The sequence below is a fragment of the Phenylobacterium sp. genome, from assembly GCF_030697925.1.
GTDB lineage: Bacteria > Pseudomonadota > Alphaproteobacteria > Caulobacterales > Caulobacteraceae > Phenylobacterium.
This window is the reverse complement of the sequence record NZ_JAUYOJ010000003.1, coordinates 1-22,408: the sequence shown is the minus strand read 5'-3', so window position 1 is coordinate 22,408 and position 22,408 is coordinate 1. Positions and strand designations below refer to the sequence as shown.

The window sequence follows — 22,408 nt, the reverse complement described above, 5'->3', positions numbered from 1 at the left end:
CCTGAGACCGGCCATTGTCGTGCGCACTGTTGACGCGGCGTTTCGAGGGACGATCCTGCTCGCCGCGGCCGGCCGATCGGCGGCTGAAACAAAGGGGTGATGGGTGGATCGTCTCGACGCGATGCGTGTGGTCCTTGCGGTCGTCGACGCCGGCAGCCTGTCGGCCGGCAGCCGCAAGCTCGGCGCGCCGCTTCCCAGCGTCAGCCGCAAGGTGGCCGATCTCGAACGACATCTCGGCGCCAAGCTCCTGGTCCGCACCAGCCGCAACATCCAGCTGACCGACGCCGGGCGCGACTTCGTCGAGGCCGCCCGGCGGATAATCGCCGACCTCGACGAGGCCGAGCGGCGGGTGTCGGGGGAATATCAGACGCCGCGTGGCGAGCTGACGATCACCATGCCGATCGAATTCGGCGCGCGTCACGTCGTACCGATCGCCCTGGCGTTCATCGAGGAATTCCCCGAGGTCACGCTGAAGCTCGTCACCTCGGACCGCATGGTCGACATGGTCGAGGAACATGTCGACATCGCCATCCGCCTTGGCCACCTCGCCGACAGCGGGCTCTACGCCGTCAGGACCGGCGAATTTCGCCTGCTGACTTGCGCGAGCCCGCGATATCTCGAACGGCGCGGCACGCCGCTCCACCCGCGCGACCTTGCCGACCATGACGGCGTCGCCTTCGGGGCCAAGCCGGTGTTCTGGACTTTTCCGGTCGACGGAGAGGACGTCGTCGCCGCGCCGCGCACCCGCGTCGCGGTCAGTACGGCCGCGAGCAATTTGGCCGCGGCGGTCAGCGGCGCCGGGATCGCGCGGCTGTTCGACTATCAGCTAGGCGACGAGGTCCGCTCGGGCGCCTTGACGGCCATCCTGACCGAGTATGACGGGGAGCCGCGGCCGGTTCATATCGTCTATCCGCGGCAGGGCCTGCTGCCGCTTAAGGTCCGCGCCTTCATCGATTGGGCGGCGCCGCGCCTGCGCGCCGCCTGCGATAGCTTTCATACGTAGCTGACGCCGCGTTCCGGTGAGTGAGAGGTTCGCTCTCACTTTCCCCGGCTACTGACGCCCAAGCCCCCAACCTAAATCGCTTCCGTCCGACGGCCTCTTCGAAGGGGCGGTCGGCATCCATTGGAAAGGAAGTTCGATGAGCGAAACAAAGGGCACGGCCCTCATAACCGGGGCGTCGAGCGGTATCGGCGCCATCTATGCCGATCGCCTGGCGCGCCAGGGCTACGACCTGATCCTGGTCGCGCGCAGCGCCGACAAGCTGGACAAGGTCGCCACCGAGATCAAGCAACGCACCGGCCGCAAGGTCGAGACCGTTCCAGCCGACCTCGCCAATGCCGGCCACCTGCTGGCGATCGAGGCGCTGCTCGCGAACGACCCGAGCATCACCTTGCTGGTCAACAATGCCGGCGTCGGCTCGACCGCGCCCCTGCTAGAGGCCGACGTCAACACGATGAGCGCAATGATCTGGCTCAATGTCGACGCCTTGATGCGCCTCAGCTATGCCGCGGTTCCGGCCTTCGTCGCGAGGGGCCGTGGAACGATCGTCAACATCGCCTCGGTGGTCGCGGTGGCGCCGGAGCTGCTGAACGGCGTCTACGGGGGGACCAAGGCGTTCGTCCTCGCGTTCAGCCAGAGCCTGCATCGCGAACTCGCCGGGACCGGCGTCCACGTGCAGGTGGTCCTGCCTGGCGCGACCGCCACCGATTTCTGGGATGTCGCCGGCACGCCCGTCGATCATCTGCCGGCCGAGATCGTCATGCCCGCCGACGAGCTCGTCGACGCGGCGCTGGTCGGGCTCGAGCGCGGCGAGTTCGTCACCATCCCCGGCCTTCACGATCTGGCGCGATGGGACGCCTTCGAAGCAGACCGCCAGGCCCTGTCGGGCATCCTTTCCACCAGCACGCCGGCGACCAGGTACCGGGCGGCGCCGCAATTTGAGATCCAGTCCTGACCAGCGGCAGTCCTGCGGGGCCGTGCGGGTTTCGAGAGCCTGACTCTCGATCTTGCCGGCTGCCGCCGGCGCCTGCCCTGGAATATTTCAACCCTGTCCCTGGCGCACCATCGCGAGCGGCCAGGAAAACCGAAAGCAAACGCCATGAACACCCAAGTGAAACGCAAGATCGCCTTCGCGCTGCTGATGGGCGTCGTGACGACGGGAATCATCTCCTTCGCGCTTCTCGCCCTAAATCTGGGGTTCTCAAAGGGGTTCGCCCTGACGTGGCTGCGCTCCTGGGGCATCGGATACGTCATCGTCATCCCCGCCATCCTGGTCATCGGCCCGCGGTTGCAGGCCCAGATCGACCGGCTGATCGACTGACCGGAGGCGCCGTGTTCAGCTTTTCCCGCTGGAACCCGTAGGCCTTCTCGACCTTGGCGATCCGCACGGCATATTGCTCGTACCAGGTCTCGCGCCCCAGCCGTTGTGCGGCCAGATGGTCCGCGTCGCGCTTCCACAGCCCGATCGACTCAAGATCGCGCCAGTAGGAGACGGTGATCCCCACCCCTTCCCGGGCGCTTTCCACGCCGAGGAAGCCGGGCCGCGCCGCGGCCAGCCGCAGCATCTCATCGGACATTGACCCATAGCCCCGGTCGCCCTCGGTTCGCGACGAGGTGAAGATCACCGCGTAGTACGGCGGCTCCGGCGTGGCTGCGATTTCAGGCGCGGGCGTTTCGGACGGGCTCAAGAGCGGTGAGATCCTTTGTGAGGTGCCCATCTATGCCAGCGCGCCTCCGAGCCACGTAGGACGTTTTTCCCTCGGTTCCCGCCGTCGCCGGCGCGCCGACCTGCGTGAGAAGGCGAAAACTGCTAACCGTCTCCAGAGCGCCAACGCGGATCGGATCGTGATGACCAAGCACCGAATCTACGCAACCAGCTTCGCCAGCGTCTATCCGCACTACGTCGCCAAGGCGGCGAAGAAGGGGCGCACCAAGGCTGAGGTCGACGAGATCATCCTCTGGCTGACCGGCCTGAGCCAGGACCAGCTCGACGCCCACCTGGCGAACAAGACGGACTTCGAGACTTTCTTCGCCCAGGCCCCCGGACTGCACCCCGCCCGCGCCGAGATAAAGGGCGTGGTCTGCGGCGTCCGCGTCGAAGACATCGCCGAACCGCTGATGCGGGAGATCCGCTACCTGGACAAGCTCATCGACGAACTCGCCAAGGGAAAGGCGATGGCGAAGGTCCTGAGGGAACCCACCGTCGGCCAGGCGACCTCGGCCCTGGGCTGAAATACCCAATGCAACGCTGCCCGACGCGCCCGCCAAGGGTTCAGGGCGACGCCGGTCGCACGGCGATCAAGCGTTCCCCCGCCGTCTACGCCCGGCATCCCCTGGATGCTGAAAACCTCTGAAGGCCAAGGCAGCCCTTGAGGAAGCCGGGCGGCGGAGGTCGGCTTGGCGAGGACTTGGGAACCAAGCGCCGTCTCCCCAAAATCCCCCGCGCCACAAACTGCTCGCGCGCCCTAACCCACAACCTCGGCGAAGCGGGCCAGCGTGCCTTCCCAGGCCGTGGGTCCGTCGAACAGCTGACGCATCTGCTCGGCGGCCGGTCCATAGCCGTCCAGGCGGTGCTCCAGTTCCACCACCGTGCCAGCGCCGTCCGCCGAGAACCGGACCTCGACCTCGGTGACGAGATCGGGATCGAACCGCCACTGGGTGTTGATCTGCCAGGACAGCACCAAGCGCGAGGGCGGTTCCCAGGCCAGCACCTCGCCCCACTGGCATTCGCTGCCGTCCTCGCCGCGCTCCATCCAGCGACCGCCGGTCTTCGGCTCCAGGATGATCTCGGCGATCGGCGACTGATTGATGCTCTGCCTGGCCGGCCACCACGACTTCATGCCTTGGGTGAAGATCTCGAAGGCGCGCGCCGGATCGGTATTGACCCGGGCGCGCTTGCGGACCGGGGCGACGGTGATGGTCTGCGATGTCATGGGATGTCGTCCTTCTGTTCGTTGGTCTGTCTGTCGACTTCGGCCGCGAAGGCGGCGAGCGCCCCATCCCAGAACTGGTCGAGCCAGGCGCGTAGCGCGCCCAGGCCCGTGGGGTCGATGTAGTAGACACGCCGGGTCCCCTCGGCGCGGTCGCCCACCAGGCCGGCCGCCTTCAGCACCTTGAGATGCTGCGACACCGCCGGCCGGCTGACCGGCAGGGCTTCGGCGATGACCCCGACCGGGGTCGGGCCGTTCTTCAGCAACTCGAACACCTGTCGGCGGGTCGGGTCGGCGAGCGCAGCCAGGGCGTTTCCGTAAGTCATTACCTACGGTAAGTCGATACTTACATAAGAGTCAAGTCAGCGTTGTTTGAAGCCTCGCCGCCAGCATGTCGGTGGGCGATCCTAGGCTACTGGCGCGCTGGCCTGAGCGTTCGTCGACCGAGCTCGCGCGATAGCCGCGCCGATCACCGCCAAGGCGGCGGCGGCGAGCAGCGGGATGGCTGCGAGGTTCAGGCCACGCCATCCGAACCCATCAAGCAAGGCGCCCGCGGAGAAGGAAGAGGCGGCCACCACGCCGACAATGAGGAAGTCGTTGAGCGCCTGGACCTTGGCGCGCTCACTCGGTCGGTAGGTCTCGGTCAGAAGAGCGCTCCCCCCGACATAGAGGAAGTTCCAGCCGACCCCGAGCAGGATCAGCCCCGAAAGGAAGTGCGCCAGCGCCACGCCGGTGGTGGCGATCATCACGTGAATCAGGAGCAGGACCACGCCTGTCAGCATCATGGGGGTAAGGCCAAAGCGGCTGATCAGCCAGCCCGTGAAGAACGACGGCACGAACATTCCCAGCACGTGCCATTGGATGACAAACGCCGCTCCGGACACGTCATGATGGTGCGCCACCATCGATAGCGGGGTGGCGGTCATCACCAGCACCATGACGCCCGCGCCCACTGCGGCGCCCACGACGGCGGCGATGAAACGCGGCTGGCGGGCGATCTCACCCAGAGGCCGCGCCGGCATGTCAGCCCCGTCGCCAACGGCTTCGGCCGTCAGCGGCGTCGCGGCGAGCAGGACGGCGGCGAGCGCGCTCGCCACCAGCACCACCAGGAACGATCCGGCATAGGTGGCCGGGTCGAACAGGTCTCGCGTCATGGCGCCCAGGTGCGGCCCCGCGACGGCCGCCACGACGCCGCCGGCCAGCACCAGGGAAATCGCCCGGCTTCGGAACGCCTCGCTGGAGGCCTCGGCGGCGGCGAAGCGGTAGAACTGGGCGAAGCCCTGATAGGCGCCGACAAGCGCCGTCCCCACGCAAAGAAGCGCGAAACTGCCGATGACGATCGCCCAGGCCGCAAGGCCTCCGCCCAGCACGCCCAGCAGCGCGCCCAGCACGAACCCAGGCCGGCGGCCGATGCGTCCCATAAGCAGTGAGGCCGGGATGGTCGCCGTGGCCGTTCCCAGCGCGACACAGGCGATCGGGACGGTCGCCAGGACCGGATCGGGCGCCAGCAGGCGACCGGCAAGCCCGCCTACGGTCATGATGAGCACCGAAGCCGTCTGGAACAGGGCCTGGGCGGCGGCCAACGCCAGCACCACCCGAGCTTCGCGGGTCATTGGGCGTGTCCCGTGGCCAGGTCCAGCCCGGCGCGCCGCCACTCCGGCAGGCCGCCTTCGAGGCGATGGGCCGAACGCCCCTTCTCGCGCAGCAGCGCCACGGCTTCGAACGCCAGGACGCACCACGGGCCGCGGCAGTAGGCGACGATCTCGGTCCGGCCTGGCAAGTCGCCGAGCCGCGCCTCCAGCTCCGCCAGCGGAATATTGACGGCGCCCGGCACATGCCCATCGGCGAACTCGTCGGCGGGCCGCACGTCGATGAGCGTGACCAGGCCATCGTCCAGCCTCTCGCGCAGAGCGGCGAACGACACCGCGTCGAGCGCGTCGCGGGCGTGGAAGTAGTCGTCGACCACGCGCCTGACGCCCGTCGCATGCCGTTCCCCCACGGTGCGCAGAGCCGCCACCAGGTCGAGGACGTCGTCGGCCGAGAGCCGGTAGATGACCTGTTTGCCCCGCCGGGTCCCCAGCACGAGGCCGGCGCGTCGCAGCGCCTGCAGGTGCTGCGACGTGTTCGCCACCGTCAGTCCGGCCTTGTCGGCCAGGGCTTCAACGCTCCTGTCGCCCTGGGCCAGGTGTTCGAGCAGATCGAGCCGATGGGCGTTGCCCAGGGCGCGCGCGACCCCGGCGAAGGCGGCGAGAAGGTCCAGTTTCGGAGACATGCTTGACGGCGGCCTTTGCGCAGCGCTTACATTCAAGAGTTGTCTTGAATGATTGCCTCGACCCCGTCAATCGGTCGGCCACCTATCCCTGGCCGATTCCCCCCAACCGCGCCGTTTTCGCGAAACATCGGCCGATTTCGAATTCGGCGAGACCGCGCGCCCGCAGGTGTGGCGATCTGATCCTGTCGAACAGGAGAATCCCAAGTGCACATCACCGAACGCGCGTTGAAATCGCCAGACCCCAGGGCCCTTCTCCCGGCGTCGAGACCCTGATGCGCAAGCCCATGATAATCGCCCGGCAGGGCCGCAAACCCAACGGACTCCTGGGCCAGCTGGTGGCCCGGATCATGGCGAAGGAGACCGCGCCGGAGAACGACATCGCCGTCGAGCTCCTCGCCCTTGAGCCCCGCGACCGCGTGCTGGAGATCGGCTGCGGCCACGGCCACACCCTGGCCAAGGCCGCGGCCCTCGCCCACCAGGGCGTGCTGTCGGGCGTCGACTTCTCCTGGGTGATGCACCGCTACGCGATGCGCCGTCACCGCGCCCTGGTGCGCGCGGGCCGGCTCGAGTTCCGCTTCGGCGGCAGCGACCAGCTCCCCTACGAGGCCGCGACCTTTGACAAGGCGTTCAGCGTCCACACGATCTATTTCTGGACCGAGCCGCTGGACCATCTGCGCGAGGCCCGGCGCGTGCTGAAGCCGGGCGGTCGCCTGGTGCTGGGGTTTCGCCCGGCCGAGGACGAGAGCTTCCGCGCGACCTTTCCCGATGAGGTCTACGCCATCCGCCCCCGGGCCGAGGTGGTCGATCTGGTCCGTCGCGCGGGCTTCGAAATCCAGGAGATCCGCGAACCCGGGCCGGACAGCCGGCGCGTGGTGTTCATCGTGGCGCGGGCGATATAGGAACTTGGCGGATCAATCCGGACCCGAGGCTTCACGGCCGGAAGGCCGGCAGCGTCTTCCACACCCGGTCGTCGTGGGCCGGGACGATGACCAGGCCGGGCATGGCCGCCTTCGCCGCATTCAGTTTCCGCAGCATGGCCCAGGTGGCTGGACCGTCGACATCCACCAGCGAGCGGCTGAGCATCGGCTTCTGGGCCGGCTGCTCCACGCCTTCCGCCTGCCAGGCGGTGTCGCCGACCAGGGCGTAGCGCTTGCCGTCCGGCGTGCTGACGAAGGCCACGATGGACCCCGGCGTGTGGCCGGGGACCGGGACCAGCACCACGCTGCCGTCGTCGAACACGTCCCAGCTCTCCGCGAAGCCCAGATAGGGACCGTCCGGGAAACCGAAGGCGCGGTAGTTCCGCGTGCCAAGCCGGCGCGCCAGCTTCGCCGCACGGTGGTCGCCGTTGACGAAATCGAGCTCGGCCCTGCTGACCCACACCGGCGTGTCGGGGAAGTGCTGCAGGCCGCTGACGTGGTCCCAGTGCGCGTGGGTGAGGACGACCGCGGTCAGGCTGGCGAGCGGCACGCCGCCGGCGGCCAGCTGCTCGGCGACCGTCGTGGTCAGCCGGGGCTTGATCGTCGCCCGCATGATGGCCGGGGCGGTCTTGACGTGCTGGGCCAGGTCACGGCCGTAGCCGGCGTCGAACAGCAGCCGTCCCTTCGGATGCTCCACCAGGATGGCGCCGGTGACGAAGGTGCGCTTGTCGTCCATCCGGCCGCCCTCGAAGGCCATCGCCGCGCTGGACTGGGTGGAGCCCGAGGGCAGGGCGCTGAGCGTCATGCCCGCCGGCGGACGGGCGGCGGGCGGCGCCGGCAGCCTCGGCGGCCCGGCCTCCGAGGCCGGCGCCGCGCAGGCGGCGAGCGAGATGGCGAGGGCCAGGGCGGCGAACGGGGAAAAAGGCGAGATGGAAGGCATCGGGATCTCCTGAACCCCCGATCCTTGGTTTGCCGCCTGCCATATGTAAAATATCGATATCTGACGTACACTATAGGTCATGACTATGGAACTTCGGGAGCTGCGCTACTTCCTGGCGGTCTACGAGACCGGCAGCGTGACCGCCGCGGCGCGACGCTGCTTCATCTCCCAGCCCTCGGTCTCGGCGGCGATCGCGGCGCTGGAGCGGGAGCTGGACACGGTGCTGTTCGCGCGCCATCGCAAGGGCGTGGCCGCCACCGCGGCGGCGGACGTGCTCTACAGGCGGGCCCGGCCGCTGGTGGACGACGCGCTGTCGCTCAAGGCCCTGTTCGAGTCGACGCCCGCCGCCGAGGTGACGCTGGGCCTGATGCGCAGCCTGGACATCCCGCGCGTGCTGCCGCTGCTGAAGCCGCTCACCCAAGCCGGCGACGTCCGTCTGTTCCTGGTGGAGGCGGACGCGCCCTGCGACGCGCGGATCGTCTCGCGCAGCATGACCGACAAGGACGAGGCCTTCGCGCCCCTGTGGTCCGAGGGCTATGTCCTGGCCCTGCCCCCGCGCCATGAGCTGCGCCTGAAGTCGCGGCTGACCCTGGCGGACCTGGACGGCCTGCCGCTCATCGGCCGCTGCAACTGCGAAAACGCCGACCAGACCGGCGATCTGGGCTTCAAGCCGCAGATCGTCGCCGTCGCCACCACCGAGGAGTGGGCGCTGGCGCTGGTCGAGGCCGGGGTCGGCGCGACCGTGCTCCCGGAAGGCGTCGTCCCGCCGGACGCGCGCGTCGCGACCCGGCCGCTGGCCGACCTGGGTCTGCGTCGCGAGGTGGGCGTGGCCTATCGCCAGACCGACGCCGGGTCGGCGGCGGTGACGCGGATCCTGCAGGCCGTAGGCCACGCCCCGCCCCGCGGCCTGCGCTCGGCGGCCTGACCGGCCAGGCTCGCGCGAGCTCCGCCGCGCGGGCGTCGCCGCGCACCTCAGTCCGCCGCCGCCCCGTCCTCCGCCAGGCCCGCCGCGGCCCGCTCGGCCGCCTCGATCTTCACGTCGTCGGCGAACCGGCGGATGATCACATTGAGCTGCGGACGCCCGTCGCCCTCGCCGCCCTTCGCCCGCTCCAGGCGCTCGCCGTACTTGGTCGGCGCCAGCCGCGCGGCCTGCCAGCGCGCCGCCTCGATCCGTACCTTGGCCAGGAACGCCGTCTCCGCCGTCGCCGCCTCGGCGATCTCCCACACCTGGTCGAAGCGCCGGTGCGCCTGCACGCTCCGCGCCACCCCATAGGCCTCGGCGAACTCCGGATAGCGCTTCACCCAGTTATAGACCGTGCCCTCGCAGGGCAGGCCCGGCAGGTCGCAGGCCTGGCCCACCGTCATCCCCGCCGCCACCCGCTCGCAGATCAGCCGCCGGATTTGGCGACCAGCACGGCCGGGAAATAGGTATCGTGTCCCCTATTTCATCGCTCGCTGAGCCTATAGGCCACGAACCACGCCGGCCTGCCGACGCGCGGCCTCAAGGATATCCTGCATCGAATTCGGGCTGACGCCGCTCTCCAGCGCCTCGCTGACAAGGCGTTGCATCGCCTCGATCTTTTCGTCGCGCTCCTGATCGCGCCGGATCAGGTCACGCACATAGTCGCTCGCATTGCTGTAGCGCCCGGTCCGGGTTCGCCCCTCGACCCAGTCCTTCAGGGCGTCGGGCAGGGAAACATTCATGGTCGCCATGGTCGCACCTCTGGCGCCGATCATGCGAAATTTGGCAAAGATTGTCAATTTTCGCGATTGCGGTGACAGCGCACTAGATCGACGCCTCCATTGATCGGCGCCAAGCCCGCCAAGCGAGGGACCCCCGCCAAAAGACGCCGACGCTAAATGGAGTGCACGGTCACCGTAACCTGCGGCCTCGCCCCGGGACCACCCTCGCCCCTTCAGGCTTCACGCTCGCCCTTGTAGCAGTGAAGCGTGCCCCAGACCGTGCTCTTGCCCCGTTCGAAATCCCGGAAGTTCTCGGCGAGGTGATCATCCACCTCCTCGATTTCCTCGTCGCTGAATACCTCCCGCAGCTTATCGATCTCGATAGCGCGAAGGCCGTGATGCTGTAGGTCGTGGGCGAAGAGGCGCCGCGCGGCGTCCTCGTCCGGCGCGAGCGCAACCATCCAGCCGCTGGCGCCATGCGCCCAGTCCGGAAGGATTTGCTGCTCATCTTCGTCTCGCTCAAAAGTCGTCAGAGCGAGCCACCACCGTCCATCAGTCATCGCCGGACTACCGCTGAGGCGCAGTTCGGCGCCAACAGTCACCTCAATGGACCGCAGGTGGATATTTCAGGAGCAAGACTTATCGCCCCCTCCAACACCTGCATCCCTCAGGGATGCTGAAAAGCCTTAAAGGCCATGGCAGCCCTTGAGCTTCGCCGCCCGGCTTGGTCAAGGACCGCCGCAGGCGGCCGCGCCAGCGGTGGCGCTCAGCGCCGTCCTTAAGGAAGGCGGGCGGCGGAGGTCGGCTCGGAGGGTGGGCTGGGAATTAAGTATTGTGTCGCCAAATTTCCCTCGTTGCCCTGCCTGCGAGAGGGGGCCTGTAGGACGCGACCACTGCTCTTTCCGATCAAGCCAAATCCCGGCAGCGCACGGCCGCGTGAGATGCGGCGCTACAGGAATTGCCAAATCGCAGAACCCAAGCCATCATTCAGCATGTTGAATAACATCCTGATGCTGAGGGGCGGCGACTAGAGTGCCAGGCGAGATGGATTTCGGCGGCAAGGTCGCGTTGGTCACCGGGGCTGGACGCGGAATCGGCGCGGCCGCCGCCCGACGCTTTGCGCGCTGCGGAGCGTCTGTTGCGGTGCTTGACCGGAGGGCGGATCTAGCCGAGCGCACGGCGCAGCTGATCTGTGCCGAGGGCGGGGTCGCGGAACCTTTCGTCGCGGACGTGACGGAGGACCAAGCGGTCCTTGAGGCGGTTGCCGAGGCCGAGCGTCGGCTTGGGCCGATCGCTGTGCTTGTCAACAACGCCGGCATCGCCGAGCGGGGCGGTTTCCTAGAGCTGGAAGCCGGAGCCTGGCGGCGCGTCATCGATGTCAATCTGACCAGCGTGTTCCTGTTGTCCCAGGCGGTGGTCCGCCGAATGCTTGAGCACGGCAGGGGCGGCTCGATCGTCAATGTGTCGTCCGTCGCTGGGCTGACAGGAATGGCGGGCCGCGCGGCCTACGTCGCGTCGAAGCACGGAGTCGTCGGCCTAACCAAGATCATGGCCTTCGAGTTGGGAGCCCAGGGTATTCGCGTTAACGCAGTGGCTCCCGGGGCGATCGACACGGACCTCACGCAATTGGCAGACTCGGAGGAGGCGCGTGCGCGTGTGGCGGCCAGCCATCCGCTGGGTCGGGCAGGGCAGCCTGAAGAGGTGGCCGAGCTTATCGTCTATCTGGCCTCTGATCGCGCCTCGTACATCACCGGCAGCGTCGTGGGAATTGATGGCGGGTTCCTGGCCGGCAAGGCCGTGTGAGCGCGCGCAGCTCGCCTCAGTTCGGGGTGATGATTGCGCTCAAAGATCTTTCCGCACGAGCCTATCCCGGCGCGCGTCGAATCGGCTGCGGGGGGCTGTAGCCATCTTCCGATCTGGGTCGGTTCCTGAAGCGATGGTTTGAGGGCCTCTATCACAACGGTGCTGATGGCCTGCTGGAATTTCGGGGACACTATACTTAATTCAAAGCCGCGCCTGCGCGCGAGGCAAGGGTGCAGCCCGACGCAGGGCGCGCGCCGATTAGGTCGGGTGCCCCCCTAGCGCCCCTACCACCCGCTCACCGCCCCATAGGGGTGCTCGAACTGCAGCGCCACGAACCGCGCCGTGGTCTCCCCATAGGCGCGCCCGATCTGCGCGAACGTCGCCACCATGGCCTCCCCGCGCGGCAGGACCACCCGCCGGTCGAACCGCTCCGGCAGGCTGGCGGCGCGATAGACGCTCAGCCCATGCCGCGTCGTCACGCTGCGCGCCCCCACCGCCCAGGCCGTCGAGCGATAGGTGCGCGACCAGGCGTCCAGCGCCGTCCCGAAGGCGATCTCGTCCAGGCCGTTGCTGAGCGGCAAGGCCACCTCCTCATGCCGCCAGAAGGCCGCCAGATTGCTAACCACCAGACCCATGCCCCGCGGCGTCAGCCGGTAGTCCTGCCCCGCATGGCGCGGGTCGGGCGGCGGCAGCCCCAGGCGCTGGGCCGTGGCGGCCATCACCGGTTCCCCGGCCAGCTGGCCCAGTAGGTGCAGGGTCGCGGGCTCCCCGGCGCTGATCCCGGCGGTGGTGGTGATCGGCCCGTCCTCCACCCAGCGCCGGTCGTGGCGCCAGGTCACCTCCGGGTGCTGCTTGGAGAGCCTGCCGCGGCTGTACCAGTGGACCGTGGCCTGGCGCCCGTCGAGCAGGCCCGCGGCGGCCAGCACCTTGGCGCCGTTGCAGATCGACATGATCCTGGCCCCGCCCTTGAGCTGGGCCCGCAGCCAGGCCGCGCGGGCGGGATCGTCCACCACCTCCAGGGCCGGGACGATCACCACGTCGGGGCGCCGCTGGCGGGTCAGCTCGGTGAGCGTCATCTGGGGCGCGGCCCAGGCGAAGCCGGGGGTCAGGCGCACCGGCGCCCGCGTTGCGGAGACGAGCTTGACCTCCACCGCCCCGCTCTCGGCGAGGATGGCGTAGGGGGCCAGCAGGTCGGTGGCCACCGTGCCCCGCGCATCGGCGAGGATCACCACCAGCGGCTTGGCGGCGGCAGGGCCGGCGAGGGTCAGCAACAGGGCGAGGGCGGCCAGCAGGGGGACGAGGGCGTGTCGAGGCATGGGAGGCTCCGGATCGACGTCGGAATCTAGCCCCCGCCCCGGCGGCGCAAAATGCCGTTGTTCCAACTATTCCTGCCATCGGCGAGGCCGGGGTCTCTCGGAACTCTCCGGTTAGGCCGGCGAAGCCAAGATCGACCACGGAAGACACGGAAGACACCGACGGGGCAGGGGCCGCGTGTCCGCGTTTTTCGTGTTTTCCGTGGCCAGTCTCTTTGGACGTTCGCGGCTGCGCCGCCCCTAGCCCAGCCGCCAGTCGGCTGCCGGCATCCGCCAATAGACATTGTCGTGCCGCGCCATCATCCCGGCCCCGATCAGCTCGCGGCGCAGGGTGGCGCTGTCCCAGTGGTGGCGCTGGATCGTGGCGTTGACCTCCGCCTCAGGGTAGCGCCGGCCGTCCTGGAACTTGGCGGTCAGCCATTTCAGGATCACCGTGCGCTTGCGGCGGCTGGCGGGGATGAGCTTCAGCGTTCCGTCGGGCTCCACGAAGGTGGCCAGCACCTTGTCCTCCCAGCTCTCGGCGGCCGGGGGCGCCAGCGCCGCGGCGGGCTCCAGCAGGGCGCGGTTCATGGCCTCCAGGGCCTGGGCGTCCAGCGCGTGCCAGCGGGTGGTTCCGGCCGCGCGCACCGTGACCAGGCCCAGCTCCTTCAGCACCGCCAGGTGGTGGGAGACGGTGGGCTCCTTCAAGTCCAGCAGCTCGGCCAGCTCCTGGACGCTGCGCTCGCGCTCGCTCAGCAGGCCGACCAGGCGTAGCCGGCTCTCATTGGACATGGCCTTGAAGAAGGCCAGCAGGGCCTGGAGGTGGGATTCGGGCATGGCTTCGATCCATCGATGACCATCTAATTAGATGTCTATCGATTGATTTGGCAAGCTTGACCGGGCGCGCAAGCAAAAACGCCGCCCTTTCGGACGGCGTCTGTGGGTTGGGCAGGCGGTGGTGGGCCGGTCAGCCGGCGCGGATCTGCTCGCGGGCCTGGGCCAGGAGTTCGTCCATCTTCATGCGCACCTCACCCTCGGTGATGGCGACGCCGGAACCTTTAAGGTCCTCGAACACCTTGCGCAGCACGTCGTCGTCGCCCGGCAGCTCGAAGTCGGACTTCACCACGGCCTTGGCGTATTCGACGACACTGTCTTCCGAGAGGCCCATCAGGCCCGCGGCCCATTCGCCCAGCATGCGGTTGCGCCGGGCGCCGGCCTTGAATTCCTGCTCCTGGTCGAGCTCGTACTTCTTCTCGAAGCCGCGCTCTCGATCGTTGAAGGTGGTCATGTGTTCCCCAGTGGGCCGTCAGTCGGGCGTTGCATATCCCTTGAGCCGCGCGCTCGCAACGTAAACGCGCCGCGTCGCCATGTGGCGCCCGCGCCGTTTGCGCGCGCCCTGCCGTTCCGCTAATCCTCATCAGGCCTCATATGGGCGAGAGGCCGAGTCGACGGCTCGGCTAACCCTCGCCCTCGGAGAAGGCGTTTATGACCACCCGCCGCAAGAAGATTTACGAGGGCAAGGCCAAGATCCTCTATGAGGGTCCCGAGCCCGGAACCTTGATCCAGTACTTCAAAGATGACGCTACCGCCTTCAATTCGCAGAAGAAAGCGATCCTGGAGGGCAAGGGCGTCATCAACAACCGGATCAGCGAGTATGTGATGGTCAAGCTGAACTCCATCGGGGTCCAGAACCATCTGATCAAGCGCCTGAACCTGCGCGAGCAACTGATCCGCGAGGTGGAGATCATTCCGCTGGAGGTGGTCTGCCGAAACGTGGCCGCGGGCTCGTTGTCGCAGCGCTTCGGTCTGCCCGAGGGCCAGGCCCTGCCCCGCTCGATCATCGAGTTCTATCTGAAGGACGACAAGCTCAACGATCCCATGGTCGCCGAGGAGCACATCACCGCCTTCAACTGGGCCTCGACCCAGGAGATCGACGACATGATGGCCCTGACCCTGCGGGTGAACGACTTCCTGACCGGCCTGTTCGCGGGCGTCGGCATCACCCTGGTGGACTTCAAGGTGGAGTTCGGCCGCATCTATGAGAACGACTTCTCCCGCGTCCTGCTGGCCGACGAGATCAGCCCGGATTCGTGCCGGCTGTGGGACACCCAGACCAACGAGAAGCTGGACAAGGACCGCTTCCGCCGCGACATGGGCGACGTCATCGAGGGCTACACCGAAGTCGCCCGGCGGCTGGGCATCATGAAAGAGATGCCCACCGTGATCCAAGGAGGCCTGCACTAGTGCGCGCGAAAGTTCATGTGTTCCTGAAACCCGGCGTCCTGGACGTCCAGGGCAAGGCGGTTGAAAACGCCCTGCACGGCCTGGGCTGGCCCCAGGTGGACGGGGTGCGCGTCGGCAAGACCATCGAGTTCGACCTGAAGGCCTCAGACGCCGCGGCGGCCGAGGCCGAGGTCAAGCAGATGTGCGAGAAGCTGCTCGCCAACACGGTCATTGAAAGCTACCGCGTCGAGGTGGCGTGAGGGCCCACGCCCTCATCGCCATCCTCCTGACAGGCCAGGCCTGCGCCCCGACCGCCACGCCCGCGCCGCCGCCGTCGGTCTTCAAGCTCGACTGTAGCCGCCCCTATCACGCGCTGTCGGCCGAGGTCCTGGCCCTGCCCGACCTCAAGCCAGCGCCTGGGTCTCCCGGCGAGCCCTATCGCTACTATGCGACGCCGGACGGGACCCTGGCCTTCGTGCTGACGGAGCCGGGCGCGCCGGGCCATCCGGCGATCATCCGGCAGGTGGCGGCCCGCAAGGACGGGGCCACTGTCATGGAGAACACCGGCTGCCCATATGGCGACCAGAAGGGCTTCGACCAGCTGATGGCCTATCTCGGGGGACTGAAAACAAGATGAGCGGCTATCACCTCGCCCAGATCAATATCGGGACCCTGCGGGCGCCGGTCGACGATCCGATGATCGCCGATTTCAAGAACAACCTCGAGCGCATCAACACCCTAGCCGAGGGCTCGCCCGGCTTCGTCTGGCGGCTGGTCGGCGAAGGAAACGACGCCACCGACATCGAGGCCTTCGACGATCCGCTGATCGCCATCAACATGTCGGTTTGGGAAAGCCCCGCCGAGCTCGGCGCCTTTGTCTACCGTTCCGGCCACATCGAGTTCATGCGCCGCCGGGCCGAGTGGTTCGAGAAGATGGAGATCTACATGGCGCTGTGGTGGGTCCCCGCCGGACACCGGCCGACACCTGAAGAAGGCGTGGCGCGGCTGGCGACGCTTCGTCGGCTGGGGCCGTCACCCGAGGCTTTCACCTTCCGCGACATCTTCCCGGCGCCGGATTGCGTCGAACCGCCCCTCCCAATCCTCGACGAATGCGCCTAGAGAGCCGCCCATGAAAGCCGCCGTCATCGTCTTCCCGGGTTCCAACTGCGACCGCGACTGCAAGGTCGCCATCGAGCGCTCCACCGGCGCCTCGGTGGAGATGGTCTGGCATGCGGAAACCGCCCTGCCCTCCGGCCTCGACCTGATCGTCCTGCCGGGCGGATTCTCCTACGGCGACTACCTGCGTTGCGCCGCCATCGCGGCGCTCTCACCCGTGATGTCCGAGGTCAGGGCCGCGGCCGAGCGCGGGGTGGCCACGGTCGGGATCTGCAACGGGTTCCAAGTGCTGACCGAGGCCCAGATGCTGCCCGGCGCCCTGCTGCGCAACGAGGGCCTGAAATATGTCTGCAAGCCGGTCGGCCTGGAGGTCACCAACGCCCAGACCCGCTTCACCGCCGCCTATGGCGGCCGCCGCGAGGTGGAGATGACCGTCGGCAACGGCGAGGGCAATTTCTTTGCCGACGAGGCGACCCTCGATCGCCTAGAGGGCGAGGGCCAGGTGGTGTTCCGTTATCTCGACAATCCGAACGGCTCGTCGCGCGCCATCGCCGGGATCGTCAACGACCGGGGCAATGTGCTGGGCCTCATGCCCCATCCCGATCGGGCCTTCGAGGCCGAGCTCGGATCGGCTGACGGCGCCCTGCTGTTCCAGAGCGCGCTCGCCAGCGCCTAGTGCAAGGTCTCTGAGACCCCGGTCTCGTCCCACATCCGCACCGGCAGCGGATAGCCCGCCTTGCAAAGCGCCACATTGAGGGTGCGGGCCAGCAGGGCCGGAGCCTCGGGCGATCGGACCAGGGGGGCCAGCAGCCGCACCGCCACGTCCGGCGCCATATTGGCCAGCCCGCAGGCCAGGACCACCCGCTGCTCGTCGTGCGAATAGCCGCCGCAGGCGACGCAGTGGACCTGCATGGACCGCGCCGCGTCGCGCTCGATGCTCTCCATCATGGCGACGAACATCGAGGCGACGGACTTGGAGGCGACGTGGGTCAGGCCCGGCCGAATCAGGGCCCGCGGCTCCTCGCCCGCCATTCGCGCCCGGGCCCAGGCGCGCAGGCCGGCCAACACCAGCTGCTCGGAGAGCGCCAGGCCTTGGGGTCCGATCCTCAGACTGGAGGCGGCGTGGGGTCCGGGGCTCATGGCGGCTCCTATTTGCGAATGATTCGCAATATCGATAAGCCCCTCGCCCCCGACGGTCAACCGGCGCCGGCGGCCTGCCTTTCCAGATTGCGTTTCAAGGTCGCGGAACCGGCTTCGGTCAAAGGACCCGCCAGCTCCAGGAAGCTGTGCGGCAGGACGTCGGTGATCCAGACGATCCGGCAGCGGCCGTCGCCCTCGGCGAAGACCTGGAAGGCGGCGTTGTGGTGGGTCGGCGCGCCATCCACCACTGCATAGACCAACCGCTTGGCGGCATCGTCGACGTCGACGATCAGTTCCTTGGCCACCAGGCCGCCGGCGAAGGTGACGATGCGGGCGTCGCCCTCCATCCGGCAGTCGGTGAGCACCGGGGCGAAGGCCTTGTGGGCCTGATCCACCTGGCGCAGCACCGACCAGGCGAAGTCGGCCCCCACCTCGACGGCGATGTCCTTGCGGATCGAGGCCACTATTCGGTCCCCCAGACGGCTTCGACATTGTTGCCGTCAGGATCGATCAGAAAGGCGGCGTAGTAGGTGGGGCTGTAGTCCAGGCGCAGGCCCGCTACGCCGTTGTCCTTGCCGCCGGCCGCCAGGCCCGCCGTATGGAAAACCGCGACCGCCTCGCGGCTCGGGGCGCTGAAGGCCACGTGGGCGCCCTGGGCGGCGTCGCCGCCGGCGTAGAGCCACAGGGCCGGACTGCCGGGCGGGCCGAAGCCAGCGCCCTCGGCGTCCTCATAGCTCTTCACACAGCCCAGGGGCGCCAGCGCCGCGGCGTAGAACCGGGCGCTCGCCGCCACGTCTTTCACTCTCAGGCCGATATGGTCGTACATGGGGAACCTCCGTTGAACTCGAGGTCACCCTAGGGCGGAGGTCGCCAGCCGCTCTTGGAAGATCTTGCGGTCGCCCTTGGCCGCCTTGCGGAAGGCGCGCGGCGACACGCCCGCCGCCCGACCGAAGGTCCGCACGAAATTCGACAGGTCGCCGAACCCGACATCATAGGCCACGTCGGTGATCGAGCCGTGGTCCTGGGCCAGCATCCGCGCGGCGCGGCGCAGGCGCGAGCGGACCAGGTACTGGTGTGGCGTGACCCCCAACACCTTGGCGAACAGGCGCAGGAAGTGGAACGGGCTGAGCCCCGCCTCACGGGCGGCGCCATCGAGGTCCACGGCCTGATGGGCGTTGGCGTCGATCCACAGGGCCGCCTCCACCGCGCGGCGGCGGTCGCGGCCGACGGCCTGGGGCGGGGCGCGGCGCTGGCCGGTCACGATCGAGACGAAGCGGGCGGCGTAGAGCATGCCGGCCTCGTCCATGCCGACATCGCTGCAGCCCTCGGCCGCCGACTGGGCCAGCTCGCCCAGCACCATCAGCTCGGGCAGGGGCGCGACGCCCCCGGTGCGCCAGGCCTCGGGCTTGCCGCCCAGGGCTTCGATCAGCGCCGGCGAAAGCTGGAAGGACAGGCATTCGTCGCCGCATTGATGGTCGTGTGTGCAGACATAGTCGTCGCCGGCGCGGCCGATGACGGTGGAGCCGGCCACCATCTCGAAGGTCTTGCCGCCCAGCCGGTAGCCGAAGCTGCCCTTGCGAACATAGGAGACGCAGGTGACGTCATGATGCTCGGCGAACGGCGCGGCCGAGACCCCTGCCTCGCACCGATAGTCGACCACCTCGACCGACCCTGACGCCAAAACCGTACGAACCGACATTCCGTCCCAGGCTGCTGTTTCAACGCTCCATACTAACATGGCGGGCGTTACGGACTTGGCGATTCTTGCGGCCGCTTGACAGCAAGATTTACCGTCGTAATTTCAGAAGAACTACGGACGTAAGATGAAAATCCACATCACCGAAGCCGAAAGCCAGGTCATGGACGCGCTCTGGCGGGAAAGCCCCCGCAGCGCGGAGTCGATCGTGGCCGACGTCACCGCCCGCCAGGCCTGGGGCGAGGCGACTGTGAAGACCCTGATCAATCGCCTGCTGAAGAAGAAGGCCATCAAGTCCGAGCGGGTGGACGGCCGCCACCAGTACCGGCCGCTGGTCGCGCGCGAGAACTATGTGCAGGCCGAGAGCCAGGACCTGCTGGACCGGCTGTTCGACGGCCAGCTCGCGCCCCTGGTGGCCCATTTCGCCAAGCATCGCGCGCTGAAGCCCGCCGAGATCGCCCGGCTGAAGAAGCTGATCGAGGACCTGGACGATGACTGAGCTGCTCGCCGATCTCGTCCGGGCCAATCTGGCGGCCAGCCTGGCGATCGTCCTGGTGCTCGCCCTGCGCCTGCCCGCGCGGCGTCTTTTCGGGGCCGAGATCGCCTACCGCCTGTGGCTGATAGCGCCCCTCGCCTACGTCGCGAGCTTCATCCCCGCCGCCGAGGCCTCCGACGCCGCCGGGCTTCCGGCCGCGACCTTCACGGCCCTGCCCCCCTCGACTCCGCTGGGTCTGCAGGTCTGGATCGCCGGCGTCATCGCCGTCATGGCCCTGATGGGCGTTGGCCAGCAACGGTTCCTGAACCGCGCCAAGGCCGGCGCCGCGGGCCCAGCCGTGGTAGGGATCATTTCACCGCGCATCGTCACCCCCGCCGACCACGAGACACGCTTCACGCCCGAGGAACGGGCCCTGGTCCGGGCCCACGAGCGGGCGCACATCGACCGCGGCGATCCGCGGATCAATGCCGGCGTGGCCCTGGCCCAGGCCGTGAACTGGTTCAATCCCCTCGCCCACCTGGCCGCCTACTATGTCCGCCTCGACCAGGAGCTGGCCTGCGACGCTACGGTGATGGCCCGGCGGCCTGGCGAGCGGCGGCGCTATGCCGAGACCATGCTGAAGACCCAGCTCGGCACGACTCCCCTGCCCTTCGGCTGCTACTGGCCCGCCCCGTCGCGCCACCCCCTGGAGGCGCGCATCGACATGCTGAAACAGCCGCGCCCCTCAATGGTGCGGACGATGATCGGCGTCGGCGCCGTCCTGGCGCTTTCGGGCGCGGCCGGCTTCGGAGCCTGGGCCTCCCAGCCGCCGGCCCCGCCTCACGTTCGCTGGGTCGACCACCCCACGCGCGAGGTCATGAGTCCGACCCGGGCCACGGTGGTGCTGATGACCCTGACACCGGCCCAGATGGCGGCCTTCAAGCAGCCCAAGCGCTAGTCGGCTCGCCATAGCCGGGTCCCGCCGCTAGGCTCGCGCCAAACGCCCTTCGAGGAATCGCATGTCCCGGATTTCGACCCTGTGCGCCGCCGCCGGCGCGCTGACGATCGCCTGTTCCGCCCACGCCCAGACGCCCTACATGGAGCCCGACATCCCGGCGAAGTTCGTCCGGCCGGTCGAGGCATTCGACTATGTCAAGCGCGAGGTGATGATCCCCATGCGCGACGGGGTGAAGCTGCACACCGTCATCGTGATCCCAAAGGCCGCCAAGGCCGCGCCCATCGTGCTCACACGCACGCCCTACAACGCGTCGCGGCGCACGGAGCGGGCGGTGAGCCCCAACATGCTGGCCACCCTGCCCCAGGGCGACGAGGTGTTCGTCTCCGACGGCTATATCCGCGTCTTCCAGGACGTGCGGGGCAAGTACGGGTCGGAGGGCGACTACGTCATGACCCGGCCCCTGCGCGGGCCGCTCAATAACACCCCGGTCGACCATTCCACCGACGCCTATGACACCATCGACTGGCTGGTGAAAAACGTGCCCGAGGGCAACGGCCGAGTGGGGATGATCGGCTCGTCCTACGAGGGCTTCACCGTCCTGATGGCCCTGGTCGACCCGCACCCGGCGCTGAAGGTCGCCGTGCCCATGAGCCCGATGGTCGACGGCTGGAAGGGCGACGACTGGTTCCACAACGGCGCGTTCCGGCAGGCGACCTTCGACTTCATCTACAGCCAGAACGTCGTGAAGGGCGCGGGCGAGGATGTCGCCCGGGGCGGCTATGACGACTACGAGAATTTCCGCCGGGCGGGATCGGCCGGCGACTACGCCAAGAAGTTCGGCTTCGACCAGTTCCCCTACTGGAAGAAGCTGTCTGAGCACCCGGCCTATGACGAGTACTGGCGCGAGCAGTCCCTGGATCAGATCCTGGAGAAGAGGCCGCTGACCGTGCCGACCATGGTGGTCGGCGCCCTCTGGGACCAGGAGGACATCTACGGCGCGGTGAACATCTATCGGGTGCTGGAGCCCAAGGACACGGCCAACGACAAGGCCTTCCTGGTGCTGGGTCCCTGGCGTCACTCCGGGGTCAATTATGAACAGCGCCAGCTCGGCGCGCTGAAGTTCGCCGGCGACACGGCCACGGAGTTCCGCCGCGACGTCATGAAGCCGTTCCTGGACCAGCACCTGCGGCCCGGCGCACCCAAGGCCGACACCCCACCGGTGTTCATCTACGAGACTGGGACCAACGCCTGGCGGCGGCTGCAGAAATGGCCGATCGCCTGCGAGAGCGGCTGCCAGGCCAAGTCCAAGCCCCTCTACCTCCAGGCCCAGGGCGGCTTAGGCTTCGGGACCGCGGCGGCCGGCGCCGACGACTATGTCTCCGATCCCGCCAAGCCCGTGCCCTATATCCCGCGCCCGGTCCAGGCCGACAACGCCGAGGCCTGGCGCACCTGGCTGGTCGCCGACCAGCGCGCCGCGGCCGACCGCACCGACGTGCTGACCTATGTCTCCGAACCCTTGACCGCGCCGCTGCAGATCTCCGGCGAGCCGATGGTCAACCTTTTCGCCTCGACCAGCGGCACGGACGCCGACTGGGTGGTCAAGCTGATCGACGTCTATCCGGAGGAGATGGCCTCGACCCCGGAGATGGGCGGCTATCAGCTGGCCGTGGGCATGGACATTTTCCGTGGCCGCTACCGCGACTCCAGCGCCAAGCCCTCGCCGATCCCGGCCGGCAAGGTGCAGCGCTATCGCTTCGCCCTGCCCCACGCCAACCACGTGTTCCTGCCGGGGCACCGGGTCATGGTCCAGGTGCAGTCGAGCTGGTTCCCGCTCTATGACCGCAACCCGCAGACCTATGTGGAGAACATCTTCTTCGCCAAGCCGGGCGACTACCGCAAGGCGACCCAGAAGGTCTTCCACGGCGGCGCCAGCGCCAGCTTCATCGAGCTCCCCGTGGTGGAG

General features: G+C 68.2%; 31 protein-coding genes. 15 read left to right on the top strand and 16 right to left on the bottom strand.

Annotated elements, in window-relative coordinates; all coding sequences use genetic code 11:
* The first annotated feature begins 103 nt into the window (after nucleotides 1-103).
* From Q8Q88_RS00565 to Q8Q88_RS00555, 3 genes are all read left to right on the top strand, one after another.
* The gene (locus Q8Q88_RS00565; protein WP_305673251.1) at nucleotides 104-1,003 is read left to right on the top strand and encodes a LysR family transcriptional regulator; all 900 of its coding nucleotides are present in this window, start codon (nucleotides 104-106) and stop codon (nucleotides 1,001-1,003) included.
* 136 nt (nucleotides 1,004-1,139) lie between these two features.
* A complete protein-coding gene (locus Q8Q88_RS00560; protein ID WP_305673250.1) occupies nucleotides 1,140-1,955 on the top strand; it encodes an SDR family oxidoreductase in 816 nt (271 codons plus the stop codon).
* Nucleotides 1,956-2,099: 144 nt separating this feature from the next.
* Nucleotides 2,100-2,321 (top strand): DUF2798 domain-containing protein, encoded by a 222-nt coding sequence (locus Q8Q88_RS00555; protein WP_305673249.1) that lies wholly within the window; start codon nucleotides 2,100-2,102, stop codon nucleotides 2,319-2,321.
* Here the strand turns inward: Q8Q88_RS00555 and Q8Q88_RS00550 are convergent.
* Complete coding sequence (locus Q8Q88_RS00550) at nucleotides 2,275-2,688, bottom strand: antibiotic biosynthesis monooxygenase (protein WP_305673248.1); 414 nt, start codon at nucleotides 2,686-2,688, stop codon at nucleotides 2,275-2,277. The genes Q8Q88_RS00555 and Q8Q88_RS00550 overlap by 47 nt on opposite strands.
* 160 nt (nucleotides 2,689-2,848) lie before the next feature.
* Between Q8Q88_RS00550 and Q8Q88_RS00545 the strand changes: the two genes are divergently transcribed.
* Nucleotides 2,849-3,232 carry a DUF2200 domain-containing protein gene (locus tag Q8Q88_RS00545; RefSeq protein ID WP_305673247.1) on the top strand — a complete coding sequence of 128 codons (384 nt, stop codon included), beginning with the start codon at nucleotides 2,849-2,851 and terminating at the stop codon, nucleotides 3,230-3,232.
* 233 nt (nucleotides 3,233-3,465) lie between these two features.
* On the opposite strand, the gene Q8Q88_RS00540 is transcribed toward Q8Q88_RS00545, so the two are convergent.
* The 4 genes from Q8Q88_RS00540 to Q8Q88_RS00525 all read right to left on the bottom strand — a co-directional run bounded on the left by Q8Q88_RS00540 (nucleotide 3,466) and on the right by Q8Q88_RS00525 (nucleotide 6,202).
* Entirely contained in the window at nucleotides 3,466-3,933 is a 468-nt protein-coding gene (locus Q8Q88_RS00540) for an SRPBCC family protein (RefSeq protein WP_305673246.1), read from the bottom strand.
* Nucleotides 3,930-4,256: a helix-turn-helix transcriptional regulator gene (locus Q8Q88_RS00535; RefSeq protein WP_305673245.1), complete on the bottom strand. Its 327-nt coding sequence runs from the start codon at nucleotides 4,254-4,256 to the stop codon at nucleotides 3,930-3,932. The genes Q8Q88_RS00540 and Q8Q88_RS00535 overlap by 4 nt, the downstream gene beginning before the upstream one ends.
* A gap of 81 nt (nucleotides 4,257-4,337) precedes the next feature.
* On the bottom strand, nucleotides 4,338-5,543 hold the full coding sequence (locus Q8Q88_RS00530) for an MFS transporter (RefSeq protein WP_305673244.1): 1,206 nt from the start codon (nucleotides 5,541-5,543) through the stop codon (nucleotides 4,338-4,340).
* Nucleotides 5,540-6,202 (bottom strand): metalloregulator ArsR/SmtB family transcription factor, encoded by a 663-nt coding sequence (locus Q8Q88_RS00525; protein ID WP_305673243.1) that lies wholly within the window; start codon nucleotides 6,200-6,202, stop codon nucleotides 5,540-5,542. Before Q8Q88_RS00525 ends, Q8Q88_RS00530 begins: the two co-directional genes overlap by 4 nt.
* 272 nt (nucleotides 6,203-6,474) lie before the next feature.
* Between Q8Q88_RS00525 and Q8Q88_RS00520 the strand changes: the two genes are divergently transcribed.
* Nucleotides 6,475-7,101, top strand: a complete 627-nt coding sequence (locus Q8Q88_RS00520; protein ID WP_305673242.1) for a class I SAM-dependent methyltransferase — start codon at nucleotides 6,475-6,477, stop codon at nucleotides 7,099-7,101.
* 31 nt (nucleotides 7,102-7,132) lie between these two features.
* Here Q8Q88_RS00520 and Q8Q88_RS00515 read toward each other — a convergent pair whose 3' ends face one another.
* Nucleotides 7,133-8,059 (bottom strand): MBL fold metallo-hydrolase, encoded by a 927-nt coding sequence (locus Q8Q88_RS00515; protein ID WP_305673241.1) that lies wholly within the window; start codon nucleotides 8,057-8,059, stop codon nucleotides 7,133-7,135.
* 79 nt (nucleotides 8,060-8,138) lie between these two features.
* Here Q8Q88_RS00515 and Q8Q88_RS00510 point away from each other — a divergent pair, with 79 nt between their 5' ends.
* The gene (locus Q8Q88_RS00510; protein ID WP_305673240.1) at nucleotides 8,139-8,984 is read left to right on the top strand and encodes a LysR family transcriptional regulator; all 846 of its coding nucleotides are present in this window, start codon (nucleotides 8,139-8,141) and stop codon (nucleotides 8,982-8,984) included.
* 47 nt (nucleotides 8,985-9,031) lie between these two features.
* On the opposite strand, the gene Q8Q88_RS00505 is transcribed toward Q8Q88_RS00510, so the two are convergent.
* From Q8Q88_RS00505 to Q8Q88_RS00495, 3 genes are all read right to left on the bottom strand, one after another.
* Nucleotides 9,032-9,448 carry a hypothetical protein gene (locus Q8Q88_RS00505; protein ID WP_371129790.1) on the bottom strand — a complete coding sequence of 139 codons (417 nt, stop codon included), beginning with the start codon at nucleotides 9,446-9,448 and terminating at the stop codon, nucleotides 9,032-9,034.
* A 72-nt stretch (nucleotides 9,449-9,520) separates the two neighbouring features.
* Entirely contained in the window at nucleotides 9,521-9,772 is a 252-nt protein-coding gene (locus tag Q8Q88_RS00500) for a type II toxin-antitoxin system ParD family antitoxin (RefSeq protein WP_305673238.1), read from the bottom strand.
* Between the two features lie 203 nt (nucleotides 9,773-9,975).
* Entirely contained in the window at nucleotides 9,976-10,302 is a 327-nt protein-coding gene (locus Q8Q88_RS00495) for a hypothetical protein (RefSeq protein WP_305673237.1), read from the bottom strand.
* A gap of 484 nt (nucleotides 10,303-10,786) precedes the next feature.
* Here Q8Q88_RS00495 and Q8Q88_RS00490 point away from each other — a divergent pair, with 484 nt between their 5' ends.
* Entirely contained in the window at nucleotides 10,787-11,545 is a 759-nt protein-coding gene (locus Q8Q88_RS00490) for an SDR family NAD(P)-dependent oxidoreductase (protein WP_305673236.1), read from the top strand.
* 284 nt (nucleotides 11,546-11,829) lie between these two features.
* On the opposite strand, the gene Q8Q88_RS00485 is transcribed toward Q8Q88_RS00490, so the two are convergent.
* From Q8Q88_RS00485 to Q8Q88_RS00475, 3 genes are all read right to left on the bottom strand, one after another.
* The gene (locus Q8Q88_RS00485; protein WP_305673235.1) at nucleotides 11,830-12,861 is read right to left on the bottom strand and encodes a DJ-1/PfpI family protein; all 1,032 of its coding nucleotides are present in this window, start codon (nucleotides 12,859-12,861) and stop codon (nucleotides 11,830-11,832) included.
* Between the two features lie 237 nt (nucleotides 12,862-13,098).
* Nucleotides 13,099-13,674: a metalloregulator ArsR/SmtB family transcription factor gene (locus tag Q8Q88_RS00480; RefSeq protein ID WP_305673234.1), complete on the bottom strand. Its 576-nt coding sequence runs from the start codon at nucleotides 13,672-13,674 to the stop codon at nucleotides 13,099-13,101.
* 130 nt (nucleotides 13,675-13,804) lie between these two features.
* Nucleotides 13,805-14,125: a DUF1476 domain-containing protein gene (locus Q8Q88_RS00475; protein WP_305673233.1), complete on the bottom strand. Its 321-nt coding sequence runs from the start codon at nucleotides 14,123-14,125 to the stop codon at nucleotides 13,805-13,807.
* A gap of 197 nt (nucleotides 14,126-14,322) precedes the next feature.
* On the opposite strand from Q8Q88_RS00475, the gene purC reads away from it, so the two are divergent.
* The 5 genes from purC to purQ are packed head-to-tail and all read left to right on the top strand — an operon-like array spanning nucleotide 14,323 to nucleotide 16,852.
* Entirely contained in the window at nucleotides 14,323-15,081 is a 759-nt protein-coding gene (purC, locus tag Q8Q88_RS00470; RefSeq protein WP_305673232.1) for a phosphoribosylaminoimidazolesuccinocarboxamide synthase, read from the top strand.
* On the top strand, nucleotides 15,081-15,320 hold the full coding sequence (gene purS / locus Q8Q88_RS00465; protein ID WP_305673231.1) for a phosphoribosylformylglycinamidine synthase subunit PurS: 240 nt from the start codon (nucleotides 15,081-15,083) through the stop codon (nucleotides 15,318-15,320). Before purC ends, purS begins: the two co-directional genes overlap by 1 nt.
* A complete protein-coding gene (locus tag Q8Q88_RS00460; protein WP_305673230.1) occupies nucleotides 15,317-15,697 on the top strand; it encodes a hypothetical protein in 381 nt (126 codons plus the stop codon). The genes purS and Q8Q88_RS00460 overlap by 4 nt, the downstream gene beginning before the upstream one ends.
* Nucleotides 15,694-16,179: a DUF3291 domain-containing protein gene (locus tag Q8Q88_RS00455; protein ID WP_305673229.1), complete on the top strand. Its 486-nt coding sequence runs from the start codon at nucleotides 15,694-15,696 to the stop codon at nucleotides 16,177-16,179. The genes Q8Q88_RS00460 and Q8Q88_RS00455 overlap by 4 nt, the downstream gene beginning before the upstream one ends.
* Nucleotides 16,180-16,189: 10 nt before the next feature.
* Nucleotides 16,190-16,852: a phosphoribosylformylglycinamidine synthase subunit PurQ gene (gene purQ / locus Q8Q88_RS00450; RefSeq protein WP_305673228.1), complete on the top strand. Its 663-nt coding sequence runs from the start codon at nucleotides 16,190-16,192 to the stop codon at nucleotides 16,850-16,852.
* Here purQ and Q8Q88_RS00445 read toward each other — a convergent pair.
* From Q8Q88_RS00445 to Q8Q88_RS00430, 4 genes are read right to left on the bottom strand one after another with little or no spacing between them, the layout of a single operon-like run.
* Nucleotides 16,849-17,316, bottom strand: coding sequence for a hypothetical protein (locus Q8Q88_RS00445; RefSeq protein WP_305673227.1), 468 nt, complete (start codon nucleotides 17,314-17,316; stop codon nucleotides 16,849-16,851). The genes purQ and Q8Q88_RS00445 overlap by 4 nt on opposite strands.
* A gap of 56 nt (nucleotides 17,317-17,372) precedes the next feature.
* Nucleotides 17,373-17,780: an SRPBCC family protein gene (locus tag Q8Q88_RS00440; RefSeq protein ID WP_305673226.1), complete on the bottom strand. Its 408-nt coding sequence runs from the start codon at nucleotides 17,778-17,780 to the stop codon at nucleotides 17,373-17,375.
* Complete coding sequence (locus Q8Q88_RS00435; RefSeq protein WP_305673225.1) at nucleotides 17,780-18,142, bottom strand: VOC family protein; 363 nt, start codon at nucleotides 18,140-18,142, stop codon at nucleotides 17,780-17,782. Before Q8Q88_RS00435 ends, Q8Q88_RS00440 begins: the two co-directional genes overlap by 1 nt.
* A 24-nt stretch (nucleotides 18,143-18,166) precedes the next feature.
* Nucleotides 18,167-19,015, bottom strand: coding sequence for an AraC family transcriptional regulator (locus tag Q8Q88_RS00430; protein ID WP_305673224.1), 849 nt, complete (start codon nucleotides 19,013-19,015; stop codon nucleotides 18,167-18,169).
* Between the two features lie 130 nt (nucleotides 19,016-19,145).
* Here Q8Q88_RS00430 and Q8Q88_RS00425 point away from each other — a divergent pair, with 130 nt between their 5' ends.
* From Q8Q88_RS00425 to Q8Q88_RS00415, 3 genes are all read left to right on the top strand, one after another.
* Entirely contained in the window at nucleotides 19,146-19,511 is a 366-nt protein-coding gene (locus tag Q8Q88_RS00425; protein WP_305673261.1) for a BlaI/MecI/CopY family transcriptional regulator, read from the top strand.
* A complete protein-coding gene (locus tag Q8Q88_RS00420; protein WP_305673223.1) occupies nucleotides 19,504-20,445 on the top strand; it encodes a M56 family metallopeptidase in 942 nt (313 codons plus the stop codon). Before Q8Q88_RS00425 ends, Q8Q88_RS00420 begins: the two co-directional genes overlap by 8 nt.
* A 61-nt stretch (nucleotides 20,446-20,506) precedes the next feature.
* On the top strand, nucleotides 20,507-22,408 hold a 1,902-nt coding region (locus Q8Q88_RS00415), incomplete at its 3' end, for a CocE/NonD family hydrolase (protein ID WP_305673222.1).

Bases quoted from the DNA above. Each gene is read 5' to 3' on its own strand.
- Q8Q88_RS00420 (WP_305673223.1), top strand. From the start codon at position 19,504: ATGACTGAGCTGCTCGCCGATCTCGTCCGGGCCAATCTGGCGGCCAGC.
- Q8Q88_RS00500 (WP_305673238.1), bottom strand. From the start codon at position 9,772: ATGGCGACCATGAATGTTTCCCTGCCCGACGCCCTGAAGGACTGGGTC.
- purQ (WP_305673228.1), top strand. From the start codon at position 16,190: ATGAAAGCCGCCGTCATCGTCTTCCCGGGTTCCAACTGCGACCGCGAC.
- Q8Q88_RS00530 (WP_305673244.1), bottom strand. From the start codon at position 5,543: ATGACCCGCGAAGCTCGGGTGGTGCTGGCGTTGGCCGCCGCCCAGGCC.
- Q8Q88_RS00545 (WP_305673247.1), top strand. From the start codon at position 2,849: ATGACCAAGCACCGAATCTACGCAACCAGCTTCGCCAGCGTCTATCCG.
- Q8Q88_RS00435 (WP_305673225.1), bottom strand. From the start codon at position 18,142: ATGTACGACCATATCGGCCTGAGAGTGAAAGACGTGGCGGCGAGCGCC.
- Q8Q88_RS00445 (WP_305673227.1), bottom strand. From the start codon at position 17,316: ATGAGCCCCGGACCCCACGCCGCCTCCAGTCTGAGGATCGGACCCCAA.
- Q8Q88_RS00510 (WP_305673240.1), top strand. From the start codon at position 8,139: ATGACTATGGAACTTCGGGAGCTGCGCTACTTCCTGGCGGTCTACGAG.
- Q8Q88_RS00515 (WP_305673241.1), bottom strand. From the start codon at position 8,059: ATGCCTTCCATCTCGCCTTTTTCCCCGTTCGCCGCCCTGGCCCTCGCC.
- Q8Q88_RS00540 (WP_305673246.1), bottom strand. From the start codon at position 3,933: ATGACATCGCAGACCATCACCGTCGCCCCGGTCCGCAAGCGCGCCCGG.
- Q8Q88_RS00480 (WP_305673234.1), bottom strand. From the start codon at position 13,674: ATGCCCGAATCCCACCTCCAGGCCCTGCTGGCCTTCTTCAAGGCCATG.
- Q8Q88_RS00455 (WP_305673229.1), top strand. From the start codon at position 15,694: ATGAGCGGCTATCACCTCGCCCAGATCAATATCGGGACCCTGCGGGCG.
- Q8Q88_RS00495 (WP_305673237.1), bottom strand. From the start codon at position 10,302: ATGACTGATGGACGGTGGTGGCTCGCTCTGACGACTTTTGAGCGAGAC.
- Q8Q88_RS00560 (WP_305673250.1), top strand. From the start codon at position 1,140: ATGAGCGAAACAAAGGGCACGGCCCTCATAACCGGGGCGTCGAGCGGT.
- Q8Q88_RS00520 (WP_305673242.1), top strand. From the start codon at position 6,475: ATGCGCAAGCCCATGATAATCGCCCGGCAGGGCCGCAAACCCAACGGA.
- Q8Q88_RS00555 (WP_305673249.1), top strand. From the start codon at position 2,100: ATGAACACCCAAGTGAAACGCAAGATCGCCTTCGCGCTGCTGATGGGC.
- Q8Q88_RS00485 (WP_305673235.1), bottom strand. From the start codon at position 12,861: ATGCCTCGACACGCCCTCGTCCCCCTGCTGGCCGCCCTCGCCCTGTTG.
- Q8Q88_RS00525 (WP_305673243.1), bottom strand. From the start codon at position 6,202: ATGTCTCCGAAACTGGACCTTCTCGCCGCCTTCGCCGGGGTCGCGCGC.
- Q8Q88_RS00430 (WP_305673224.1), bottom strand. From the start codon at position 19,015: ATGTCGGTTCGTACGGTTTTGGCGTCAGGGTCGGTCGAGGTGGTCGAC.
- Q8Q88_RS00535 (WP_305673245.1), bottom strand. From the start codon at position 4,256: ATGACTTACGGAAACGCCCTGGCTGCGCTCGCCGACCCGACCCGCCGA.
- purC (WP_305673232.1), top strand. From the start codon at position 14,323: ATGACCACCCGCCGCAAGAAGATTTACGAGGGCAAGGCCAAGATCCTC.
- Q8Q88_RS00490 (WP_305673236.1), top strand. From the start codon at position 10,787: ATGGATTTCGGCGGCAAGGTCGCGTTGGTCACCGGGGCTGGACGCGGA.
- Q8Q88_RS00475 (WP_305673233.1), bottom strand. From the start codon at position 14,125: ATGACCACCTTCAACGATCGAGAGCGCGGCTTCGAGAAGAAGTACGAG.